Raw genomic sequence first — 20,715 nt, forward strand, 5'->3', positions numbered from 1 at the left:
GTGTGTGTCCTGATGTCGACACAGGGAGCGGGCATGACATTTCGCAGGTTCTTCGCACGACATCGCATCGCCTCGGGAATGATCGCGCCCGCGATCGTGGGGGTCGCGGCGGTGATCACGCTGCCGTTGGCCCTGTCCTCGGGGCCAACCACCATGGACACCGAACTGACGGCGTCGACCACCGAGTGCCACGACATGGTGACCATCTCGGTGGCCGGCCGAGGTGACACGCCCGTCGACGGTACGAAGATGCTGGTCGGTCCCGACGACGAGCGACTCCCGGCGATGTTGTCGAGCGACTACAGCAGCCGCTGGGTCGACCCGGTGGTGAACGCGCCGAAGGGTGCGGTCGACAAGGACTCCTACGCCGCGGTCTACATCGCCTACCCCGCAAACATGGACAGCTACGAGGACGCGGTCACGGCGGGTGTGGCGAACACCGAAACGGTGATGCGAAAGATCCAGCAGTCGTGCCCGGACACCAAGTTCGCGGTGGTGGGGTACAGCGAGGGCGCCGACGTCGCGCGTCGTGTCGCAATGGACGTCGGACACCAAGTGGCCGAGGCCGACGGCGGCTACTCGATCGCCAATCCCGCGAACGTCGTCGGTGTCGTCATCCTCGCCGACGCGGGCCGCGCGGCCGACCAGGGACCCTTCCCCGGCTCCAAGAACCCGTTCACCAACCCAGACGGGTTCGACACGAAGTACCAGACCGGCGGTGCCGCGACACCGGGACAGGGAGCGCTGCCGGACACCGGCGGTGACGACTTCGGCGCGCTGGCCGGCAAGGTCGCGTCGTTCTGCTCCGACGGCGACCTCACCTGCTCTGCGCCGCAGAACATCTCGCTGCTGCAGTTGGTCGTCAACGTGGGTCGGCAGTTGAACGTCGACGGACTCGAGCGTCAGGGGCTCACCCCGGCGACCGGGCAGGACGTCGCCGTCGTCCTCGGCCAGATCGCGATGAATGCGTTCGCCGAGATCGGATCTCAGCCCGACTGGATGCAGAGCGACGAGACGTTCCTCGACGTGCTGCTGAAGGTGTCGGCCCCGACCTACAAGCCGGGCGAGACGCCCGCGACAAAGACGCCGGTGAAGGATGTCGCGATCGCCACGGACGAGATGTCGCCGCTCGCCTACCTGCCGCAGAAGGTGCTCAACGAGATTCTCGGGCTGATCGTGACGAACCAGAACACCATCCCGGTGGTCATGAGCGACCCGTACAACCTCACCCTCGGACCGGACGCCAAGGGCCATCACTTCGACTACTGGCGCGATGCCAATGCCGCGAACGGCAAGCCGCTGACGTCTGCCGAGTACGCCGCCGCGTGGCTGACCGAGCTCGCGAAGCAGGCACAGAATGGGCAGCCGGTCGTAACCACGACCAAGCCCGACGCCGATGCGTTGGCCTCGGTGGAGCAGCTGTCGTCGGAGGGCTCGGTGGGCTCGTCCGCTGCCGTGGCGACGACGACGAGTGCGGCTCCCTCGGCGACAGCGACGGTCAAGCAGGAGTCGACCACCAAGTCTTCGGCGGGCGGACCGACGAGCGGCACCGTTGCGGCGGTCCCGTCGGCATCTGCACCTGTGTCGGAGTCTGCGGCCGCGACCCCCGAAGCCGCGAGTGTGGCGCCGACGACTGACGCAGCCGCGACCGAGTCCGTGGTTCCGGAGGCATCGGTGGAGTCGTCCGGGGTGGAAGCGACGAAGGTTTCGTCGCCTGTGGATTCGTCTCCTGTGGAATCGTCCCCGAGCATTCCGGCACCCACCACGACCGCGAGTGCACTGACCAAGGTTCCGAGCTCCAAGTGACAACGCGTTTGGTTGGCTGATCGCGCAGTGCTGTTGGTGTCACTGCACTGTTGGTGTCACTGCACTGTTGGTGTCACTGCACTGTTGGTGTCACCGCGCTGTGAACGTCAGAACGGCGGCGGCTCGTCCGGCCGTGGGGGCGGTGGGCTCAGCGGCGGGAACATGGCCGGGTCGACGTTGACCGGTTCACCGATCCTGGCGGCTCCGACGTAGTCGCCGCCGGCAGAGCGGATCTCGTGGATCATGCGGTCGAGTTCCGGGTCGGGCGTTCTCCAGCCGGGGGCGTTGAGGTCGAGAAGGAATTCCAGGTCGCTCAGAACCGGCGAGCACATCTCCGCGAACATCCGGTCCAGCGTCGCCTGGTCGGTGAGGACACTCGGATCGATTCCGCGCGCGGTGAGGTCTGCCTCGGTACGGGCGCGCCCGGTCGGTCGTACGGGGGCGGCGTCGGGAGTGCTGTCGGTGCAGTCCGGAGCTCCATCGGAACTACACACGCTCTCGGTGGCGGAGTCCGGGTCTCGCATGTCCGGCGGGTGTGAGGCGCCATGCTCGTCGGGGAGTCCGCGTTCACTCGCGACGGTGTGGTTGTCCGGCACGCCGTTGCCATCCGGCGCGCCACTGCCATCCGGCGCGTCGTGATCATCCGAGACACCGCCTTGGTCCGAGAGGCCACGGTGATTCGAGAGGCCACGTCCGTCCCAGGCATCCGAATCGCAGAATGGTCCCCCGGGAACCGTGACCACCTTTTCGCCGTTCGGGTCGGTCCATTCGAGGCGTCCGCCACCTATCTGCCGAACCTTCCAGTACCCCTGCGTCTTGAGGCGGTGATGGCGGCGGCACAGGCACGCCAGGTTCAGTTCGGTGGTCGGTCCGCCGAGTTCGGGATGATCGCGGTCGAACGGGACCGTGTGGTCGAGGTCGCAGTTCTCTGCCCGCTCTGTGCAATTCGGGAATCTGCAGGTTCCGTCCCGTGTCCGGACAATCCGCGCCAGGCGTACCGACGGCCGGTAGGTCAGTTCCTCCCTGCGAGCCCTGGTGCGATTGCGGATCACCGACGACGCGATGCCACCCTTGTCGAGGGCCTTGCCGATGCCGAGGATCGGTCCGGGGACCGAGGTGTCGACGCGATGGCCGTTCACCCACTCCGCGGAATCGTCTCGGGCGCCTACGTCACTTTTCAGCTCGGGGCCGTCAATCGTGTAGCCGGACTGGAGGAGCGCGTCGATCAGGCTGTCGATCAGGCGTTCCCGATCGGCCTCGGTGAGAGTGAGGACCTGCCGCCAGGTGGCGTTGGCGGACAGTTCGCGGGCGTGCTCGGCATCGATGGAGCCGTGGCCGTGCAGGTAACCGGGAAGGTCGTCGAGTCCGAGCAGGGTCGAGGCATTGACACCGACGAGGACCGTGGTGTGCGACTCGGCGTCGCCGGTTGGCGAATGTTGTTCGTTCTCAAAGCCGTCCGCGGCCGAATCGTCTGAATCGACGCCACCTACAGCGGGGTCCTTGGCCTCGGGGTCTGCGGTAGCCACGCCGCCGACACGGTCGGGCGCACTCGTGCTGTCGCCGTCGCCATGGTTTCCCGTGGAACCTGCCTCGCCGTCGGTCGGGACGAGCCGCTTCGGGCAGGCACCCCCCTGCCCGCACCGGCATTCCAGTCTGTGTCCGCCGTAGGCGAGTACCTCCAGCGCGTCGGCGCGGCGCTGCGGCAGCGTCCTCGGGTCGTTGCCGCACACCTGAAACGACATGGCCCGCAACCGCATCCCGAGTGCCTGTCCAGTTGCGGCCGACAGCTTCCCCGAGAGTTCGACCATGCCATCCTCATCGGCTGTCAGCCACACGCCGCGACCGTCCTGGGCGGACTCGCGGCGCTTGCGGGCACCGTTGGGGTCGTGCTTGTTGATCAGCCGGCGGGCCTTCGCCTTGAGCTTGTTCCGCGACTGCTCCGCGGCACCGACGAGGAGGAGACGTTCGATCAGGTCGAGCTTGTCGTCGGAGACGTTGACCAGTACGTCGTTGATGGCCTGCGCCTTGCCGAGGTCAATTGTTCCGGCGGCGAACGCCTTCGACGTCCGGTGCAGGCGAAGCCGAAGGCCGACCCCGAGGTCAATCATCCGGTTCGCCTCGTACTCGGTGATCCGCAGGGTCCCGGCGACCTCGATGTGCGTGTACTCCCCCTCGTGCGCCTCGTTGATTCCGCGCGAGGCATCCTCCGAGCAGCGAGTGAAGTACACGGTGGTGACGGCGTCGATCTCGCGGAACTGCTCGCGGGCGATCCGGGCGTGATGTCCGCGCAGGATGCCGGGCAGGTCGCAGTCGGCCAGATCGTCGAGCAGTGGCTCGACAGACGCGACCTCCCGCGATCCCGGAACCTCGAACATGCGTACTAGTTTACGCCGCAAATCTGGTCTGCACCAGCACTTATGCGAATTGAATCGAACATGTCTTCAGGCCAAGGTTTGCGCCACGATGCGGCGGTCAGGAGCAGTCGCCCGGCTCCCCCAGCTTGACCACCGACAGCACCGCTTCGCCCTCATCGAACGTCGAACTCGCGGCCGGAGACTGCTGCACGACCACCCAGTTCCGGTCGGAGATCTGCGCGCGGCCCTTGCCTGTCGCATCCTTGCTCCGCGAGTAGAACACGCCCGCGGCCTGAATCGTCTCCTGCGCGTCCTGCAGATTCATGCACGTCACGTCGGGCATGACCGCGGACGGTGCTGGGGCTGCCGCAGCCGCGACCGGGTGGGTGGTCGGCGGGCCCTTGATTGAGCCTTCTCGCTCGCTTGACGAGGCTCGCGAAGTCGAGTAGCGGAATACTCGCGACTTGTCGCGGCGCCGAACCCACAATTGGTCTGCAGAGGCACTCGGATTCCGTACGCAACCACGTCATTCCCGGCGTGACAGCAATCGAGGAGTTGGCCATGTCCCACATCGTCGGCACTGTTCAGACCGTCTCGCCGGCGCTCACGATCGGCCCCGCCGCCGGGCCGCCGACCAATCCCCCAGACATCTGGATGCTCAATTTCCAGCACAAGCCTGCGCCGTCCGGAACCAAGCTACTGATACTGCATTTCAGCAACGTGAGCTTGCCGACCAGCAACCGACTCGAGGTCGATCTCGGCTACGGCGGCGCCGACAGCATGGACGTGTTCACTGCGGCCGACAGCACCGACTTCTGGACTCGCCCGATCAACGTCGCGGCCTTCGCAGACGGCAAGGTACCGATTCGCTACATCCGTAGTGGCGGTGGCGCCACCGGCAGCGTGACACTCGACAAGTACGGTCGCGGCGAGCGACACACCGGTGACCAGGATCCCGCCGCGCTGTCGAATTGCGATCCTTTTCTGCTGGACGCCACCTACGTCGAGCCGAAATACGACCCATTCTGGTTCTGCGGGCCACCTCCGAACTGGGAGAACATCAGTTGCGTCACTCCTGCTGCCGATATCCGACTCGCAGTCGCGAAGAGCGTCGGCATGATCATCCATGTCGACACCACCGAGCACCAGAACCCGAGCTTCGAAGTCCTGTCGACGTGCTCGGTCACCCTGATCGGCCCTGACCTCGCCGTCACCGCGGGCCATTGCATGGAACATCCAGAGGAGGATGCTCGCAGCTCGTCCGTCATCTTCAACTACGAGGTCGATTGCGGCGGGGCGCGGCCGGCCGGTTACGCGGGCCGCTTCATCAAGGTCAAGAAGGTCGTCAAGCAACAACTCTCGACGGACTACAACATCGACTACTGCGTGTTCCAGCTCGCAGTGCCACCGGGTCTGCCGGCAATCCAGATGCGCCACGACCTTCCGGGCGTCAATGAGAGGGTCTTCGGCATCCATCACCCCAACGGGGCTGTGAAGAAGCTGTCCGTGCCGCATCCCGGCTACGCGCAGGTGGTCAGCAGCAGCGACGTCAGCGTGATGGTCCCGAAGAACTTCCACGTCTCGGGCGGCAGCTCGGGTTCGGGCCTGTTCGATGCGGCGGGCCGCATTACCGGTGTGCTTTCCCACGGCACCCCCTGCAGTAACGACCCCAACGAGTTCCTCAGGTACTACCCGACCGCAAGCATCCTTCAGCAGATTGCCGCGCCCACGGCAGCGCCGGTCATCACGCGCGACGTGATGATCGTGATTGACCGCTCCGGCAGTATGTCGCTTCCTGGTGCGAGCGGCCGCACCAAGATCGAGGAGGCGCGGGACGCCGCCTCGCTGTTCGTGCAGCTCGTGCAGCTCGGCACGGGCAATCGCCTTGGCCTCGTGTCGTTCAGCACCACGGCGAGCGTCGACTTCTCGGTCCACGACGCCTCCGCAGCCAACAAGCAGGTACTTGTCGGTGACAAGCCATACGCCGGCGGCAAGATCGGCGCATTGACGCCCGGCGGGTCGACATCGATCGGCGGCGGGCTCGAGTCGGCAGGAAATCAACTCCATACCGGAGGCACAAATCCACGCACCATCTTGCTGTTGACTGACGGATTGCAGAACACGCCGCCAATGATCGACAGCCCGGGCGTGCAGGGCGCAATCACCGGCGTCGACCTCAACACGATCGGGTACGGTACCGCCTCCAGCCTCGACGGCAACCTCCTGACCGCACTGGCTGCGGCTCACAACGGCAGCTACGTCCGCGCCGACACCAATCTTCAACTCGAGAAGTTCTTTGCCCAGGCATTTGGGAACATCTTCGAGTCCGGCCTGCTGACTGACCCAGAATTCGTCATCGCGGAGAATCAGTATTCCGCCCCGCCGCTGCCGTTCAACGTGTGCGAGGAAGAAACAATCACCATCGTGGTCGGATGGGACAACTTCGACACCACGCTGTTCGTCAACGTGACGACTCCAGGAGGGGCAACGTTCGGCGCCGGAGCGCCCGGCACCGCATCGGCCACCGGTCGCACCTGGACCTTCCTGCGAATCCCCCTGCCACACAGCGGCGAGCGCGACGGGCGGTGGAACGTCACGGTGTTCCGTCCTGGTGGGGGCGGCGAGTTCCCCAGACCGGTACCCGCGGCTCGCTACTTCGTCAACGTGGTCGCGAACGGTGGCGCGGTGCTCGATCGTGTTCCCGGACCCGCGGCCTACTACACAGGTGACTCGATCAATCCGTTGGTCTTCCTTCACTATGGCGGCGGCGGCTCGCCTGCCGATGCGACAGTCCGGCTAACCGTGACCCGGCCCGCGGTCAGTGCCGGCAATCTGTTGTCGGACAAGGGCCTTCAGCAGCCAATCAGCATCGGATCCGACACCGTGCCAGCACGCCAGGCCACTCTCCAGGCGATCGAGGCGCACACCGGCCAACCGTCGATCACCTACACCCAAGTCGACATCGATCTGCTCGGCGGCCCCGCCAATACCAACGGCGCATTCGAATCCCACGGCCTGTTCGGGAAGCCGCTCACCGATCTCCTCACGATGGAAGGCAACTACACATTCCACGCGGTCGCGACCTTCGGCACCGGTTGCGTCGCGACCCGCGAGCTTCAGTGGTCGGTGCATGTCGAGCCCAGCGTCGACCTCGAGCACACGACCGTGAGCACAACGACGACAGCCACGAATCCCGATGGCACGCAGACCGGCACCATCATCGTCACTCCGCGAGACCCGTACGGCAACAACGTCGGACCGGGCCGTGGCGACGGTGTGACGATCACAGGAGGACCTGGCACAACGGCTACCGGGACTCCGCAGGACAATGGCGACGGCACCTACACCGTGCCGGCCACCTGGGACCCGAGTGCTGGCGGCCCGGCAGTGGTCATCGGTCAACCGGGCCGTGCACCCGTCGTCGTCGGCAACCACCCCGTGCCAACTGTCGATCACTGCTGGAGGTGGAAGCTCCTCTGCCTCATCCTGGTTCTGATCGCGATCAGCCTGTTCCTATTGTGGGTTTTCACATGAAGAGCGCAAACCGCGACCGGGTAATGTCGGCGGGGTCGACCCCTTGAGATGGCGTCCGGTCCGCACGCACGTGCGGTGCGCTCCTCTCAGGAGCAGTCGCCCGGCTCCCCCAGCTTGACCACCGACAGCACCGCCTCGCCCTCACCGAAGGTCGAACCCGCGGCCGGAGACTGCTGCACGACCACCCAGTTCCGATCGGATATCTGCGCGCGACCCTGTCCTGTCGCATCCGCACTCCGCGAGTAGAGCACGCCCGCAGCCTGAATCGTGTCCTGCGCGTCCTGCAGGTTCATGCACACCACGTGCGGCATGAACGCCGGTGCTGCTGCGGCCGGCAACGTAGCGGGTGCATGCTCCGTCGGCGCTGCGACCGCGGCGACCGACGCAGGTGCTGAGGTGGCGGTCAAGTCGTCCTTGGACTCGTTGTCGAGTCCGTCGCCGATGTCACTGGCAATGCCGATCAGAACCAGTCCCGCGGCGGCGACCGCGGCGATGACGACGCCCCGGCGGACCTTGGGCGGCTGCGGAGCCTCCGGCGGCGGGGCGAACGCCGCCGGATCCCCGGCCATGTAGGCCTCGTGGCCGGCCTGCGCACGGGCGGCGAGCGCGGCGTTGTCGGCCCTGATGCGGGCGAGGTGGTTGCGAATCGGCTTGCCGATGGCGAGGTACCAGAGTCCGACAGCAAAGAGGAGTTGGACTAAGGATTCACTGAAGCGGCCGTTGACCAGTTCCACGATCACCAGCCAGGTGCAGACGGCGGCGAACATGCCGGCGACGACGCGGAGGTACGGTGCAATGAGATTCATGTGTCAGGCCTCGTCGTATTCGATGTCGGTCCAAATTCCGATGAGGGCGTTGACGACCTTCTCGCGAAGGTAACGACTCGAGTAGTCGACCTTGACGCCAACACTTTCGAGTGCGGACTCGAGATCCGCGAAGGTTCGATGCTGACCGGAGAGCTTGGAGTACAGGTAGTAGTAGGTGCGGGCCGGGCTTGCATCCTGGTCGGTGTAGGAATGGACAACGCGACCGGGCTCACCCACAAGAGATTTCGCCTGAATCCTGCCGGACTTGGTTCCGTTCACGACGATCACATGAGCGCCCTCGGCGTACTTCCAGTTAGGCTCGTAGTCCGGATCTGCGGTCTCGTCCCACCAAAACATCGTCACTGCGAACTGGTCCGTGTCGTCGCCATTGTCAGCGCACCCGTATTGCGCGGAGAGTTCCTCCAGTCGGTGTTCCGCCTCTTCGGACGCATCATCGGTCGTCGACACCGGCGCAACGTAGATGGATGTGGGCCGAGGCCACGGCGTCGCCGAACCGTCCTCGTCACCATCCGGTTCGCCGCTGGCTTCGTCTTCCTCCACATCTCCGTCGATACCATTTCGCTCAGCGCCGTACATCGCCTCGAGTTCCCTCAACCGTGCCTGCGAAAGTGCCGACCCAGCCATCGTTTTCCACTCGACGAGGGCATTCCTGGCCTCGTCGAGTGTGATGTCGCTGTCGGTAAGGACAACGGCTTCGAGGAGCCGACTACCCGATGCCGCGGACACATTTGCCGACCCAGCTGCGAGAAAGGACGGATACTCACCTGACGGACTGTCGGCGAGCACCATCTTCGCGTGCAGCCCGGCCAGCGAGTACACCTTGACCCCCGACTTCGTCCAGGCGAGCAGTACGCGCGGGTCTGTGGAACCCGCGCGTACACAACGCTCGCTCGCATCAACGATGATCGACGAACCGGCGGACAGGTGGAGTTGCTGTGCGGCGACAGACCCGATGTATGCAATCGCCGCGGTGATGGTCTTGGCATACGGCTTCAGGATGGGTGTGAGCTCATCCCACACGGCCTTTCCGGATACCAGCCGAGCCGAGCGATCATCCAAACCGAGTTCAGACATTGACGATTCCCCCACCCTTGAGTCGATTACCTACAGGACCTGCTCGACCTGCTTCTCCGCGTCGCGGACGCGAAGCTTGCCGGACATAAGCTGTGGGAGGAGAGTGTCGCGGATGTTTGCGAGCGACCGGGTTTCATCGCGCGCGCAACCAAGACTCGCTACAAGCGGACCCGCAGCTGCGCCCCACTTGTCGAGCGCAACCGGATCGACCGCCCTGACCTCGTACCCGGCAAGGTCGTTGGCCGACAGTCGCTGACGACCAGAGGTCCCCACCATGTGCCGAATCGCGAAGGTCCGAAAGCGCGGACTGACCGCGAGGAAATAGGAAAGCTCCTTAGGCACACCGTCCTTCGATCGCAGCACGATGTACTCGGTCGAACCGATCGCCACCTGCCCACTGTCCAGGAAGTCGACATACCCGGTCTTCCTGTTCTCCAGGCACGGCGTGATCCTCGCCATAAGTGTGTCGCCATTCGCGAAGCGAACCCCTCCCTTCGCCGGGCGGCGGTCCCACTCCGCAATGGTCATTCCCGATGTCGGCAACTTCTGCATGTCGACGTAGATCGGTTCCAACTCGGTCACCCGATACGAGGGGTTCAAATCGAAGTAAAGATCCAGTGTTCGGGCATCCCGATCGTCGGCGTCCGAGTCCATTCCTAGTGCGGCGAACTGCGTTGCCAAATATTCCTCCGCGACCTCTTCCAACTTCCGGTTCGCGGTGATCTTTTCGTCAAGTGCGCCAAGGACCTCCGCTATGGCTCGCTGCTCAGCGATTGGAGGTACTGGCACTGCCAACCTTCGAAGGTCTGACCCACGGATGCCTGCGGCCGCCACCTGCTGAATGATAGCTTCGATTGATCGCCTACCAATCGACGATCGAAAGTAGTTGAAATAGAATCCGGGGCAAGAATTGCGTGAATCAAGCCTCACACGAATAATGTGACTCTCCCAGGTCCGCTCTGAAGCACCTGGGCCCACGATCACACACCTTCCTGCACCCTCATACGTGAGCGACTGTCGGGCAAACAGGAGGTCTCCAACCTCAAGAAGATATCCGTCTCTTTCGCTGTCGCTTAGCGGCGCAAGTTCACAATCCTGGTCCCGAATCTCATCAAAGGCGAAGATCTCCTTCATATTCACCATCGGCACACCGGTCCCACGCATCCGTGACGGATAACTGACACCATTCCGCAACGGCGACGTAAAGAGCTCTTCAAATCTCTGTGTTGCCCACACCATCACAGCACCCTCCCCAACTGCTCCCGAACCACACCCTGCAACCGCGCCGACTCGTCAAACTGCCGGTACAACTCCCCCGTCAGCCGCGCGATCTTCTCCTCGATCGGTTCCCCGTCGTCCTCGATCGGCGCCGCACCCACGTACCGACCCGGCGTCAGTGCGTAGTCGGCCTCCTTGATCTCCGCCAGCGTCGCCGAGTAGCAGAAGCCTGGCTCGTCGACATACTCAACGCCCGCAGCGCTTTCCATGCCCCTCCACGCGTGGAACGTGCCGGCAATCTTGGCGATGTCCTCGTCGCTCAGCGCCCGCTCGGCGCGATCGACCATGTACCCGAGGTTGCGGGCGTCGATGAACAGCACCTGCCCCTGCCGATCGGTCGAACCCTTCGGGCCCACCGACTTGTCCTTCGCGAAGAACCACACGCACACCGGGATACCGGTCGACCGGAACAGCTGGGTCGGCAGCGCGACCATGCACGAAACAAGATCAGCCTCCACCAGCTGCGCCCGAATATCGCCCTCGCCACCGGAATTCGACGACATCGAGCCGTTGGCCATCACCACGCCGGCGCTGCCGCGCTCGGCGAGCTTGGAGATGATGTGCTGGATCCAGGCGTAGTTCGCATTGCCGACCGGTGGCACGCCGTACTTCCAGCGCTTGTCGTCTTCCTTGCGCGTCCAGTCCTTGATGTTGAACGGCGGGTTGGCAAGGACATAGTCCGCCAACAGGTCCGGGTGCTTGTCCTGGGTGAACGTGTCCTCCCAGCGGTCACCGAGCTGTCCGGTGACGCCATGGATTGCGAGGTTCATCTTCGCCATCTGCCAGGTGCGCTGGTTCTGCTCCTGGCCGTACACCGACGCGTCGGTCGGGTTGCCGCCGTGCTGCTCGATGAACTTCTCGGTCTGCACGAACATGCCGCCCGAGCCGCAGCACGGGTCGTACACCCGGCCGCTGTACGGCTCGAGCACCTCCACCAGCACCCGCACCACGCCTGCGGGCGTGTAGAACTCGCCGCCCCGCTTGCCCTCGGCGCGGGCGAACTTCTCCAGGAAGTACTCGTACACCTCGCCGAGCAGGTCCCGCGCACGGGTCGAACCGTGACCGGTGAAGCGGGTGTCGCTGAACATGTTGATCAGCTCGGCCAGCCTGCGCTGATCGAGACTGTCATCGTTGAAATTCGCAAGGAGGACGCCACGCAGGCTCTCATTCGCCCCCATGAGTGTCGACATGGCGGAATTGATCAGTTCACCGGCATTCTGAGCCTCAATACCGTCCTGCTCCTGAATCCCCATTGCGTGTGTAGACAGAAACTGCCACCGCGCGGCAGCCGGCACCCAGAACACACCGCCTCCGCGATACTCGTCCTCGTCGTCGATCAGGTTCGCGATCTGTTCCTCGTTCATGTCCTCGGCCAGCAGCTCCGCCCGGATCTGCTCACGCCGCTCGTCGAACGCGTCCGAGACGTACTTGAGGAACACCAGGCCGAGGATCACGTCCTTGTACTGCGAGGCGTCCATGGACCCGCGCAGCTTGTCCGCGGCCTTCCACAGCGTGTCCTTGAGTTCCTTCATCGTCGTCGGCGCGGTCACCGCGACCTTCTTCTTCGGTGGCATGGTCAGCCCTTCCCTTTGTCAGTCTCGGTTCCCTCGGCGACGGTCAGCGCTCCGTGCGCGACCCCGTCCACCAGGGCATCTGTCAGTCGATCGATGTCGGTCAGCAGCCGTGCTGCGGCGCTGCGCCTTTGCCTCAGCTCGGCCAGCGCGGCCGCGACGCCCGCGGCCAGGTCCGGTGGCACCCGTGGGATCTCCCACGTCCGCCAGCCGTCGCCCGACCTGATCGCGCCGGCGGTCCGCTTCCCCAGTCCGCGGGCCGACAGGTGCCGGGCGATCAGGTCCGGTATCAGACCCGACGTAACGGGATCGGCGATCCGCATGACACGGGCGGGCGCGAGCACCACGGACGACCCCTCGACGTCGACCGTGACGCCGAACGCGGGGCTGGTGCAGAAGACGATGTCACCGGGCTCGGTGTACCGGCCGCTCGGGTACTTCGCGACGAAGTCCAACCGGTCGATGCCGCGCTCACCCAGCGCCCGGCCGCCGAGCACCTCGTCGCAGCCGATGACCCGGATGCCGCCGTCGACCGCGATATCCGTATCGTCGATCCGGTTGCCGGGCAACACCTTCAGCTCGCGCGCCTGCGCCAGTTCGCCCGCGGTCGGCAGCATCCGGCCGCCGGACTCGCGGTACTCCACGGGCAGCCGCAGGCCTGGGTCCACTGCCGCCGCCGCGTGGTTGACCGAGTCGATCAGTTCGATCACCCGGCCCGCGGCCTCTCCGCCGGACACCAGCCGTCGACGGACCGGGTGCCGGCGCGGCGGGGTGAGGCCGCCGCCGACGGCGAGCAGGACCGCGGTCTTGATCACCGCGCCGAAATGGAATGCGTGCGCCCTCAGCGACTCCCACGAACCCATCGCCGCGCACACGTCCGATATGACCCCTTCTATCGCGGCGTCGTCCAACTCCACCGCACCGAGGTCCGCAAGAACCGTCCACCGGTCCGCGGGCTTGATTGCGGGGTCCGCGCTGCCGAGCACCCACATCGCCATCGACAGGCCCGGACGGGTGACGACCAAGCCCTCGGGCAGCCGGACCACCGCGCGGACGCGGTCGCTGCGGAGCAACGCCGAACGGATCGACTCCGCGTCGCGGTCGGCCAGCTCGTCGACCAGAGCACTGGCCGGGCCGAGGACCACCGCGTGGTGGCCCGGACCCATCTGCAGCGCGATGTCGTCGATTCCCGCGAGGATCTGTGCATCCGAGAACCCCACCGAGCACGGCGACGGGTACTGGGTGAGAAACATAGCGGGCCCGTCGATCGAGAAGCCCTCGGCGAAGCCACCTTCCGGCGCCGCGCGGAGGCTCCACTGGTGCACCGCCAACCGCCGGCGGGCCAGCCGGGACGTCGCCGTGCCGTCGGCACCCGTCATTGCGACCGGCTCCGTGTACTCGGGCAGGGCTGCCCGCAGTGCCACCAGCAGGTCGCTGCCGTCCGCCGACGGATCCACGTAGACGGCCCGCTCGTCTGTTGTCAACGCCGCGCACACGCGCGCACCGAGTTCCAGCGCCCGCGCCGTTAGCGCGCTGTCCGAGAGGTCCCGGTGGCCGCGCCGGAACCGGTTCGCCATCATCGACTCGAAGGCCTGCGCCGGCGTGTACGCGGCGTCGGCCATCCGGTCCACGTACGACGCGAACACCTCGGTTTCGCCGGCCAGCGACGCCACCTCCGAATAGAGGAACTCGTCGTCCGGGTCCAACTCGTCGACCTCGTCCAGCAGGTTGTCGGCGTCGAGCTCCGAAAGCTGTACGCCGAGCAGAGACTTCGCGCAGAGCAGGGCCGTGATGCCGGCGAAGACCACGTCCGCGTCCAGCGGCGACCGGTGATCCAGTGCGGCATGCAGGGCCAGGTCTTCGGCCAACGACTCGCTGTTGCCGAGGCCACGTGACCGAATCCAATCCACCACCTCGCCGGCATCGAACCGGTCGCCGCGACCGTCGGCCTGGACCGGGGCTGGGAAGGGCCGGTCATCGCCGCGGTACCGCTTGGCCCACATCGTCACGACCGGGCGCTGCACCTTCGCCAGCGCCGCAATCTCGGGCTTGGTCAACAGCAGGGTCGAGGCCACCTCGAGTTCGGTCACTCGTGTCACACCCCTCCCCTATCGTCTGTGCAATCGGCTGGTTCCAGTGCCGCGCATTGGCTGCCCAGAGAACCTATCGCAGGGGTCCGACGCGACTTGCGCCAATCTCGATATCCCCCGTTATCAAGCCACCATTGCATCAATGTCCGACCGGGGGCCGAGTCTGTTGAGGCACCGCGTCGACGAGGGGTCGATGTGGCGCCAACCAAGACAGACGGCATCCATCAGGAGGACAGGAAATGCGCAAGATCACCAGCATGGTCGGGGTTTCGCTCGCGGCGGCGGGGCTCGCCCTCGGGGCGTCGGGCATCGCGAACGCTGCAGCCACCAGCTTCGGCTCGGGCATCTGGATTGTCGGCGAAGACATCGCGTCCGGCGTCTACGAGACGGAGTCCGTCAGCCCCGACATGGAATGCCGCGTGTCGTTCTACAACGAGAACTGGGGCGAGACGGGCCGTCACGCCTCGACGGGTCGCGGCGTGAAGATGACCGTCGACTACGCCACCCACGCGGTCAGCACTTCCTACGGGTGCGGCATCTGGCGGCGCGTCGCCGACGCCCCCGCACCGCCGGCACCCGACCTGACCGGAGCCGCCATCGGCTCCGCTGCGATCGGGAGCGCGGTCGTCGGCAGCGCGGTGCTCCCGCTGGCCCTCCCGCTCCTGATGGCCGGCTCCTCCGCCCTGTAGCTCGCCGTCAGGCAGCGGCCACGGCACACCCAGCACTTCCCGAAAGGCATCCGATGAACCCGAAGAACACTCCGAAGTCGACCTGGGCTGCCGTGGCCGCCGCTGTAGCCGTGGCCGTCAGCCTGACCGGTTGCGCCACCTCAGACACCGAGGCGAAGGCCACCCCGTCCACCACCACCTCGGCGCAGCCGACCGAGACGCCGCAGCAGGCCGAAGCCAGAAAGCAGGCCGAAGCGACGGCAGCAAAGGCCCGACAGGAGGCCGCCGCCGCGGAAGCGACCCGACTGCAGGCCATCGAGGCCGCCAAGAAGGACCCCGCGTCGTACGAGCAGTTGACGGATCGCGACTTCGCGCTCATCGCGAAGAACCCCGACGCGGCGACGGGCCGCAAGGTCGTGGTCTACGGCAGGATCACTCAGTTCGACTCCGCCACTGGAACCACTCAGTTCCTGGCGCGCACAGCGGCGAATCAACCGTCGAGCAAGTACGACTACGACCAGAACACCATGGTCGTCGGGGACACCGCAGCCCTGATCGCCAACGTGGTCGAGGACGACCTGGTGACCATGCACGCCGAGGTGCTCGGCTCCTACACCTACGACACCCAAGCAGGTGGAAGCACGACGGTCCCCAAGCTGCAGGTGAACATCATCGACGTCACCGGACAGGCGTAGCTGCAGCACTCGAGTGCGGCGCCGTATAACGGGCAGGACACGGCGGCTCGTGCCCTACGGCGGACAAACCGGACAAGAAACCGGACAAACGCCGAATTACGGACGGAATTGAGGCTATTCCTTATATTCATTTCCCACTGAGTGAGACTGGCCTGGCATCAAACCGTGACCTTCGCTACAAATAGTCACGCGCTGAGATGCGCATCACCCCTACCCCTCACCACTTAGGAGCACCATCATGGGTTCAACTGCCGAAGACCTGAAGACCGCCGGCGACGTCCAGAAGGTCATCGCCGCACTCGGTGGCACCCTCGTCGGTGTTGGCGCCGTGGTCGGCCTGGGTCTGGCACTGACCTCGTTCAGCGCCGCGTAATTCAGCCTTTCCGAAAACCGGATCCCGCGGCCTCGGCTGACGGATCCGGTTTTCGGCGTTTCAGCCTGCTCAGCCCACCCGGTCCGCGAGCACCAGCGCGAAACGCTCCTGCGGATCGGTCCACATTCGGTCGCTGCCGAACCCCGCCCGCTCCAGCTCCTTGCAGATGCCCTCGGGCCGGAACTTCGCCGAGATCTCCGTCCGCATCTGCTCCCCCTCGGCGAAGCTCACCTTCGTGCCGAGGACCGGCAACTGCACCGTCATCGCCGTCGTCGCCTCCAGACGCATCTCGATCCACTCGCGCGCCGCGTCCCACAACGCCACGTGCCGGAACTTCGACACGTCGAAGTCCGCGCCCAACTGCTCGTTGAGCACCGACAGCAGGTTGAGGTTGAACCGGGCGGTGACACCCGCCGCGTCGTCGTAGGCCGGCACCAGTACCGCCGGATCGGTCACCAACCCCACCCCCAGCAGCAGTTGCTCCCCCTCGTCGAGGACCTCGGCGATCGAGGCGAGGAACTCCTCCCGCTCCTCCGGAACCAGGTTCCCGAGGGTGCCGCCCAGGAACGCGATCATCCGCCGACCCCCGCGAGGCAGGTTGTGCAGCGTGTCGGTGAAGTCGCTGACGATCCCGTGCACCGTCAACTCGGGGAACTCGTCGGCCAGCTGCCGGGTCGCCGACACCAGGGCCGCCTCGGAGACGTCCTGCGGCACGTATCGCTCCAGCGTGCCGTGCGCGGTGAGCGCAGCGAGCAGCAACCTCGTCTTGTCCGACGAACCGGAACCCAGCTCGACGAGGATCTGCGCGGACGTGGCCTCCGCGACATGGGTGGCACTGGCCCGCAACAGTTCTCGCTCGGTGCGGGTGGGGAAGTACTCCGGCAGACGAGTGATCTCCTCGAACAGTTCGCTGCCGCGGGCATCGTAGAACCATTTGGGCGGCAACCACTTCGGCGTGGCGGCCAGCCCGATGCGGGCGTCCTCACGCAGGCTCAGGTGCAGCTGCTCCGGTGACAGGTGAACCTCCACCGTCGGTTCGCTCATGGCTGTTCCTCCCAGTCGGGTACTGCGGTGATGCTCAGCTGTCCGGGTCTGGCCTGCACCAGGTGCCGGTCCGGCACCACCCGCCAGCCCGGCTCGTCGTCGATCGGTTCCGACGCCAGCAGCGCCGTCGTCTCGTCCACCCGCACCGACAGTGAGTGGTACACCGTCGTCGCCCACAGCGTCGTCCCGTCGCCGAGCAGCAGGTTCAGTCGCGACGCCGGCGCCGCCGCCAACACGTCCGCGACCACCGACCGCAACGCGCCCTCCGGCCCGTCGGCCGCGAGGCGCCGGCGCACCAGCGTCCACACCAGCGCCGAATCGGTCAGCGCCGGCATCCGCAGCAACTCCACTGCGGGCAGCCATTCCGCCAGCGCCGCCATCGAGTCCGGCCAGCCGTCGATGCACCCGTTGAGACTGAATGCCCACGTGCCGTCGGTGAACGGAGCGCAGGCCGCCCGCTCGAGCGGCATGCCGACCGTGGCCGAACGCACCGCCGCCAGCACCCCACTCGAACGCACCTGCGCCAGCACCCCCTCGACCGCCGGATCGGACCAGACAGGTTCCGCGTTCCGGTAGGCGCACACGGCGCCCGCCCCGTCCCACCAGGCCGCGCCGAACCCGTCCGCATTGATGGTGCCGCCGCCCCGCATGTCCCTCGGCGCCCAGGACTGCGTGGCCAGACTGTGCGGTCCCGCGGTGAGCAGACCACCCACAGCGCGCGGCGGGCCGAGGTAACCGAGGTGTCTACACACGGATCTACTCTCCCGGAACGTCTCGGGCACAACGGAACCCGGCGAATATCTGCCGCCGGACGGGAAGGTCCCAGTTGCGGAAGGTGCCGCGACAGGCCACCGGGTCGGTACCGAACGAACCTCCGCGCAGCACCTTGTAGTCACCGCCGAAGAACACCTCCGAGTACTCCCGGTACGGAAACGCCGTGAACCCCGGGTACGGCAGGAAGTCCGACGACGTCCACTCCCACACGTCACCGATCAACTGCTCCACTCCGAGTGCCGACCGCCCCGCCGGGTACGCCCCCACCCCGGCGGGTTCGAGGTGACGCTGGCCCAGGTTGGCGTGAGTCTCGTCGGGTTCGCCTTCGCCCCAGGGGAATCGGCGCGACCGACCGGTCCGGGGGTCCCAGCGCGCGGCCTTCTCCCATTCCGCCTCGGTGGGCAGCCGCCGGCCGGCCCAGCGGGCGTAGGCCTGCGCCTCGAAGTAGCTCACGTGCACCACCGGGCTGTCCGCCGGGAGCGGCGCCAACGTGCCGAACGCGCGCCGCCACCAGTTGCCGGCGCCGTCGCACTCCCAGAACTGCGGCGCCTCGAGCGACGCGGACTGCCGATGCTCCCAACCCCGCTCGCTCCACAACTCCCGCCGCCGGTAGCCGCCGTCGGCGAGGAACTCGAGGTAGCGGCCGTTGGTCACCGGCGCCGTGTCGATCGCGAACGCGGGCAACACAACCCGGTGCGCGGGCCGCTCGTTGTCGAGGGCCCACGGGTCGGTGGACGTACCCATGGTGAACCCGCCGGCCGGCACCAGTACCTCCGTCGGTACCTCGGCGACCGGGCGCAGCGGCGGCGGCGCCGTCAGCACCGCCGGACCGCTGCGCAGTTGATGGGTCGCGAGCATGGTCTCGTCGTGCTGTTGCTCGTGCTGGGCGATCATCGCGAAGGCGAAGCCGTCCCGCTCGAGCGGCCGGCCCTGTAGGGACGCCCCGTCCAGGATGTCCCACACCTTCTCTCGCACCTGCGCCACGTACCCGCGCGCCTGCGCCGGATCCAGCAGCGGCAGGGCGGGTCGGGTCGAGCGCGGATGGCGGAACGCGTCGTACAACTCGTCGATGTCCCGGCGGACCGGTTCACGGCCGCCGACATCCCGGACCAGCCACAACTCCTCCTGATTGCCGATGTGCGCGAGATCCCACACCAGCGGACTCATCAGCGGGGAGTGCTGCGCCGTCAGGTCCGGCTCGTCGACACACTCGGTGAGCACGACGCTGCGGTCACGAGCCCGGGTCAGTACCGCCGCCAGCCGGGCGCGCAACGCCTCCGTCTCGCTCATCGCCCGAGACCCCCGGCGCCGAACCCCGCATGGACGGGATCCTGGGTCGGCGTCCGGCCGTGGCAACATCGACGCGCCGCGGCGGCCAGGTCGGCCTCGAACGCCGTCGACCGGGACGCCGCAAGGAACAGCAGTTCGGCTGCGACACTGCGTAGTTCACCGTCACGCAACCCGAACTCGGCGGCGTCCCGCCAGCGGCCCGCGGTGGACGACGCCAGCGCCGACGCCGCCGCGACCGTCTCCCGGTCGCCGAGCAGGGCCGCCACCGCGGCGATCGGCACCCGCCACAGCTCACCGGGCTGGGCGTCGAGATACCGCACCTCGAGGTGACCGGCCGCCCGCACCGGCGGGAAGAGCGTCGTCAGGTGGTAGTCGAGGTCCGCAGGTCCGGGCCGTCTGCCGACCTCCTCGTCCAGTGCGCCGGCCATCCAGTCCGCGAAACTCGCCCCGAGCGGCACGGACCAGTCGTTCCCGCAGCCGGGGCGCCCACCGACGACACACAACAGCGGCGCGTCCAGCGCCCAGCGCGCGTAGCCGGTGATCGGGTCGGCCAGCGGCGGCGGTGCCGTCCGCGTCGGGTCCAGTTCGAGCCACGCCCGCATCCGCTGCGAGGCCCAGGTGCCCGCCGGCACGCCCCGCAGCCGCGGCGAACAGGCAAATGCGGCGACCAGCGCCGGACCGATCGCGTACAGCGCCGTCCAGCGGTCCTCGACCTCGGCGGCGTCGGCGCCCGCATCCACGCTCACCTGGGTGGCCGCGGTGTTGCACATCATCAGCCGTCCGAAGGGCCCGACGGTGTCGAATCGTTCCTGCATCGCGCGATAGCGCGGCATCGCGAGCACCCGCTCCGCGTCCCGCCAGACGTCCGCGGCGCCGTCGTACATGGCGATGCCCTCGTCCTCGAGCAGGTCCTGCAGCGACCGGGCGTCTCGGGCGAGCGCGGCGCACAGTTCGGCCGCCGAGGGAAAGGGCGCGCTGGAGAGTTCGATCTGACCGCCCGGCTCCATCGTCACCGCACTGCCCCGGGAGAGCCGCCTGGCGGGCGAGTCGGCGGCCAACGAGGTGGGAGCGTGCGGCCCCAGCGCGCGGGCGACGKCGCCCGGGTCCGGTCGGCCGTTGGACGGCCGACTGCGGGAGGTCAGCCACTCCAGTTCCGCCCCGACCAGCCGCGGCGGCCCCAGTTTGAAGCAGACACCACCGACGTACGCCTCCGCCGCGGCCCGGGTGGTGAACCGGCGGGTGTCGACTGCCATTGCCATGATGCGCTCCGATCGTCGGGCGGCACTTCTACGGCAGGAACTTCGCTTCACGAGACTGGAGAACCCCTCCGACACTAA

General features: G+C 66.7%; 16 protein-coding genes. 5 read left to right on the top strand and 11 right to left on the bottom strand.

Annotation, left to right across the window (positions count from 1 at the left end):
• Nucleotides 1-33: 33 nt before the first annotated feature.
• Nucleotides 34-1,806 carry a cutinase family protein gene (locus AC1DWC_RS14860; RefSeq protein WP_477909171.1) on the top strand — a complete coding sequence of 591 codons (1,773 nt, stop codon included), beginning with the start codon at nt 34-36 and terminating at the stop codon, nt 1,804-1,806.
• Between the two features lie 107 nt (nt 1,807-1,913).
• Here the strand turns inward: AC1DWC_RS14860 and AC1DWC_RS14865 are convergent, their stop codons facing one another.
• Nucleotides 1,914-4,181, bottom strand: coding sequence for an HNH endonuclease signature motif containing protein (locus AC1DWC_RS14865; protein WP_477909173.1), 2,268 nt, complete (start codon nt 4,179-4,181; stop codon nt 1,914-1,916).
• Nucleotides 4,182-4,278: 97 nt separating this feature from the next.
• Nucleotides 4,279-4,503, bottom strand: coding sequence for a PASTA domain-containing protein (locus AC1DWC_RS14870; RefSeq protein ID WP_477909175.1), 225 nt, complete (start codon nt 4,501-4,503; stop codon nt 4,279-4,281).
• 218 nt (nt 4,504-4,721) lie between these two features.
• On the opposite strand from AC1DWC_RS14870, the gene AC1DWC_RS14875 reads away from it, so the two are divergent.
• On the top strand, nt 4,722-7,694 hold the full coding sequence (locus tag AC1DWC_RS14875) for a VWA domain-containing protein (protein WP_477909177.1): 2,973 nt from the start codon (nt 4,722-4,724) through the stop codon (nt 7,692-7,694).
• Nucleotides 7,695-7,780: 86 nt separating this feature from the next.
• On the opposite strand, the gene AC1DWC_RS14880 is transcribed toward AC1DWC_RS14875, so the two are convergent.
• From AC1DWC_RS14880 to AC1DWC_RS14900, 5 genes are read right to left on the bottom strand one after another with little or no spacing between them, the layout of a single operon-like run.
• Nucleotides 7,781-8,500, bottom strand: a complete 720-nt coding sequence (locus tag AC1DWC_RS14880; protein WP_477909179.1) for a PASTA domain-containing protein — start codon at nt 8,498-8,500, stop codon at nt 7,781-7,783.
• Nucleotides 8,501-8,503: 3 nt separating this feature from the next.
• Nucleotides 8,504-9,595: a phospholipase D-like domain-containing protein gene (locus AC1DWC_RS14885; RefSeq protein WP_477909181.1), complete on the bottom strand. Its 1,092-nt coding sequence runs from the start codon at nt 9,593-9,595 to the stop codon at nt 8,504-8,506.
• A 30-nt stretch (nt 9,596-9,625) separates the two neighbouring features.
• Nucleotides 9,626-10,834 (bottom strand): restriction endonuclease subunit S, encoded by a 1,209-nt coding sequence (locus AC1DWC_RS14890; RefSeq protein WP_477909242.1) that lies wholly within the window; start codon nt 10,832-10,834, stop codon nt 9,626-9,628.
• Complete coding sequence (locus AC1DWC_RS14895; protein WP_477909183.1) at nt 10,834-12,447, bottom strand: class I SAM-dependent DNA methyltransferase; 1,614 nt, start codon at nt 12,445-12,447, stop codon at nt 10,834-10,836. Before AC1DWC_RS14895 ends, AC1DWC_RS14890 begins: the two co-directional genes overlap by 1 nt.
• A gap of 2 nt (nt 12,448-12,449) precedes the next feature.
• On the bottom strand, nt 12,450-14,534 hold the full coding sequence (locus AC1DWC_RS14900; RefSeq protein ID WP_477909185.1) for a helix-turn-helix transcriptional regulator: 2,085 nt from the start codon (nt 14,532-14,534) through the stop codon (nt 12,450-12,452).
• 239 nt (nt 14,535-14,773) lie between these two features.
• Here AC1DWC_RS14900 and AC1DWC_RS14905 point away from each other — a divergent pair, with 239 nt between their 5' ends.
• The 3 genes from AC1DWC_RS14905 (at nt 14,774) to AC1DWC_RS14915 (ending at nt 16,270) form a co-directional block, all read left to right on the top strand.
• Nucleotides 14,774-15,223, top strand: coding sequence for a hypothetical protein (locus AC1DWC_RS14905; RefSeq protein ID WP_477909187.1), 450 nt, complete (start codon nt 14,774-14,776; stop codon nt 15,221-15,223).
• A 53-nt stretch (nt 15,224-15,276) separates the two neighbouring features.
• Nucleotides 15,277-15,897 carry a DUF2510 domain-containing protein gene (locus tag AC1DWC_RS14910; protein ID WP_477909189.1) on the top strand — a complete coding sequence of 207 codons (621 nt, stop codon included), beginning with the start codon at nt 15,277-15,279 and terminating at the stop codon, nt 15,895-15,897.
• 238 nt (nt 15,898-16,135) lie between these two features.
• On the top strand, nt 16,136-16,270 hold the full coding sequence (locus AC1DWC_RS14915; RefSeq protein ID WP_255312537.1) for a hypothetical protein: 135 nt from the start codon (nt 16,136-16,138) through the stop codon (nt 16,268-16,270).
• A 69-nt stretch (nt 16,271-16,339) separates the two neighbouring features.
• On the opposite strand, the gene egtD is transcribed toward AC1DWC_RS14915, so the two are convergent.
• Genes egtD through egtA form a run of 4 tightly spaced genes read right to left on the bottom strand, consistent with a single transcriptional unit; the run spans nt 16,340 to nt 20,637 of the window.
• Entirely contained in the window at nt 16,340-17,314 is a 975-nt protein-coding gene (gene egtD / locus AC1DWC_RS14920; RefSeq protein ID WP_477909191.1) for an L-histidine N(alpha)-methyltransferase, read from the bottom strand.
• A complete protein-coding gene (egtC, locus tag AC1DWC_RS14925; RefSeq protein ID WP_477909193.1) occupies nt 17,311-18,066 on the bottom strand; it encodes an ergothioneine biosynthesis protein EgtC in 756 nt (251 codons plus the stop codon). The genes egtD and egtC overlap by 4 nt, the downstream gene beginning before the upstream one ends.
• Nucleotides 18,067-18,070: 4 nt before the next feature.
• Complete coding sequence (gene egtB, locus AC1DWC_RS14930) at nt 18,071-19,378, bottom strand: ergothioneine biosynthesis protein EgtB (protein WP_477909195.1); 1,308 nt, start codon at nt 19,376-19,378, stop codon at nt 18,071-18,073.
• The gene (gene egtA, locus AC1DWC_RS14935) at nt 19,375-20,637 is read right to left on the bottom strand and encodes an ergothioneine biosynthesis glutamate--cysteine ligase EgtA (protein WP_477909197.1); all 1,263 of its coding nucleotides are present in this window, start codon (nt 20,635-20,637) and stop codon (nt 19,375-19,377) included. Before egtA ends, egtB begins: the two co-directional genes overlap by 4 nt.
• Nucleotides 20,638-20,715 lie beyond the last annotated feature (78 nt).

Source organism: Rhodococcus sp. P4_C10 (genome assembly GCF_056402135.1).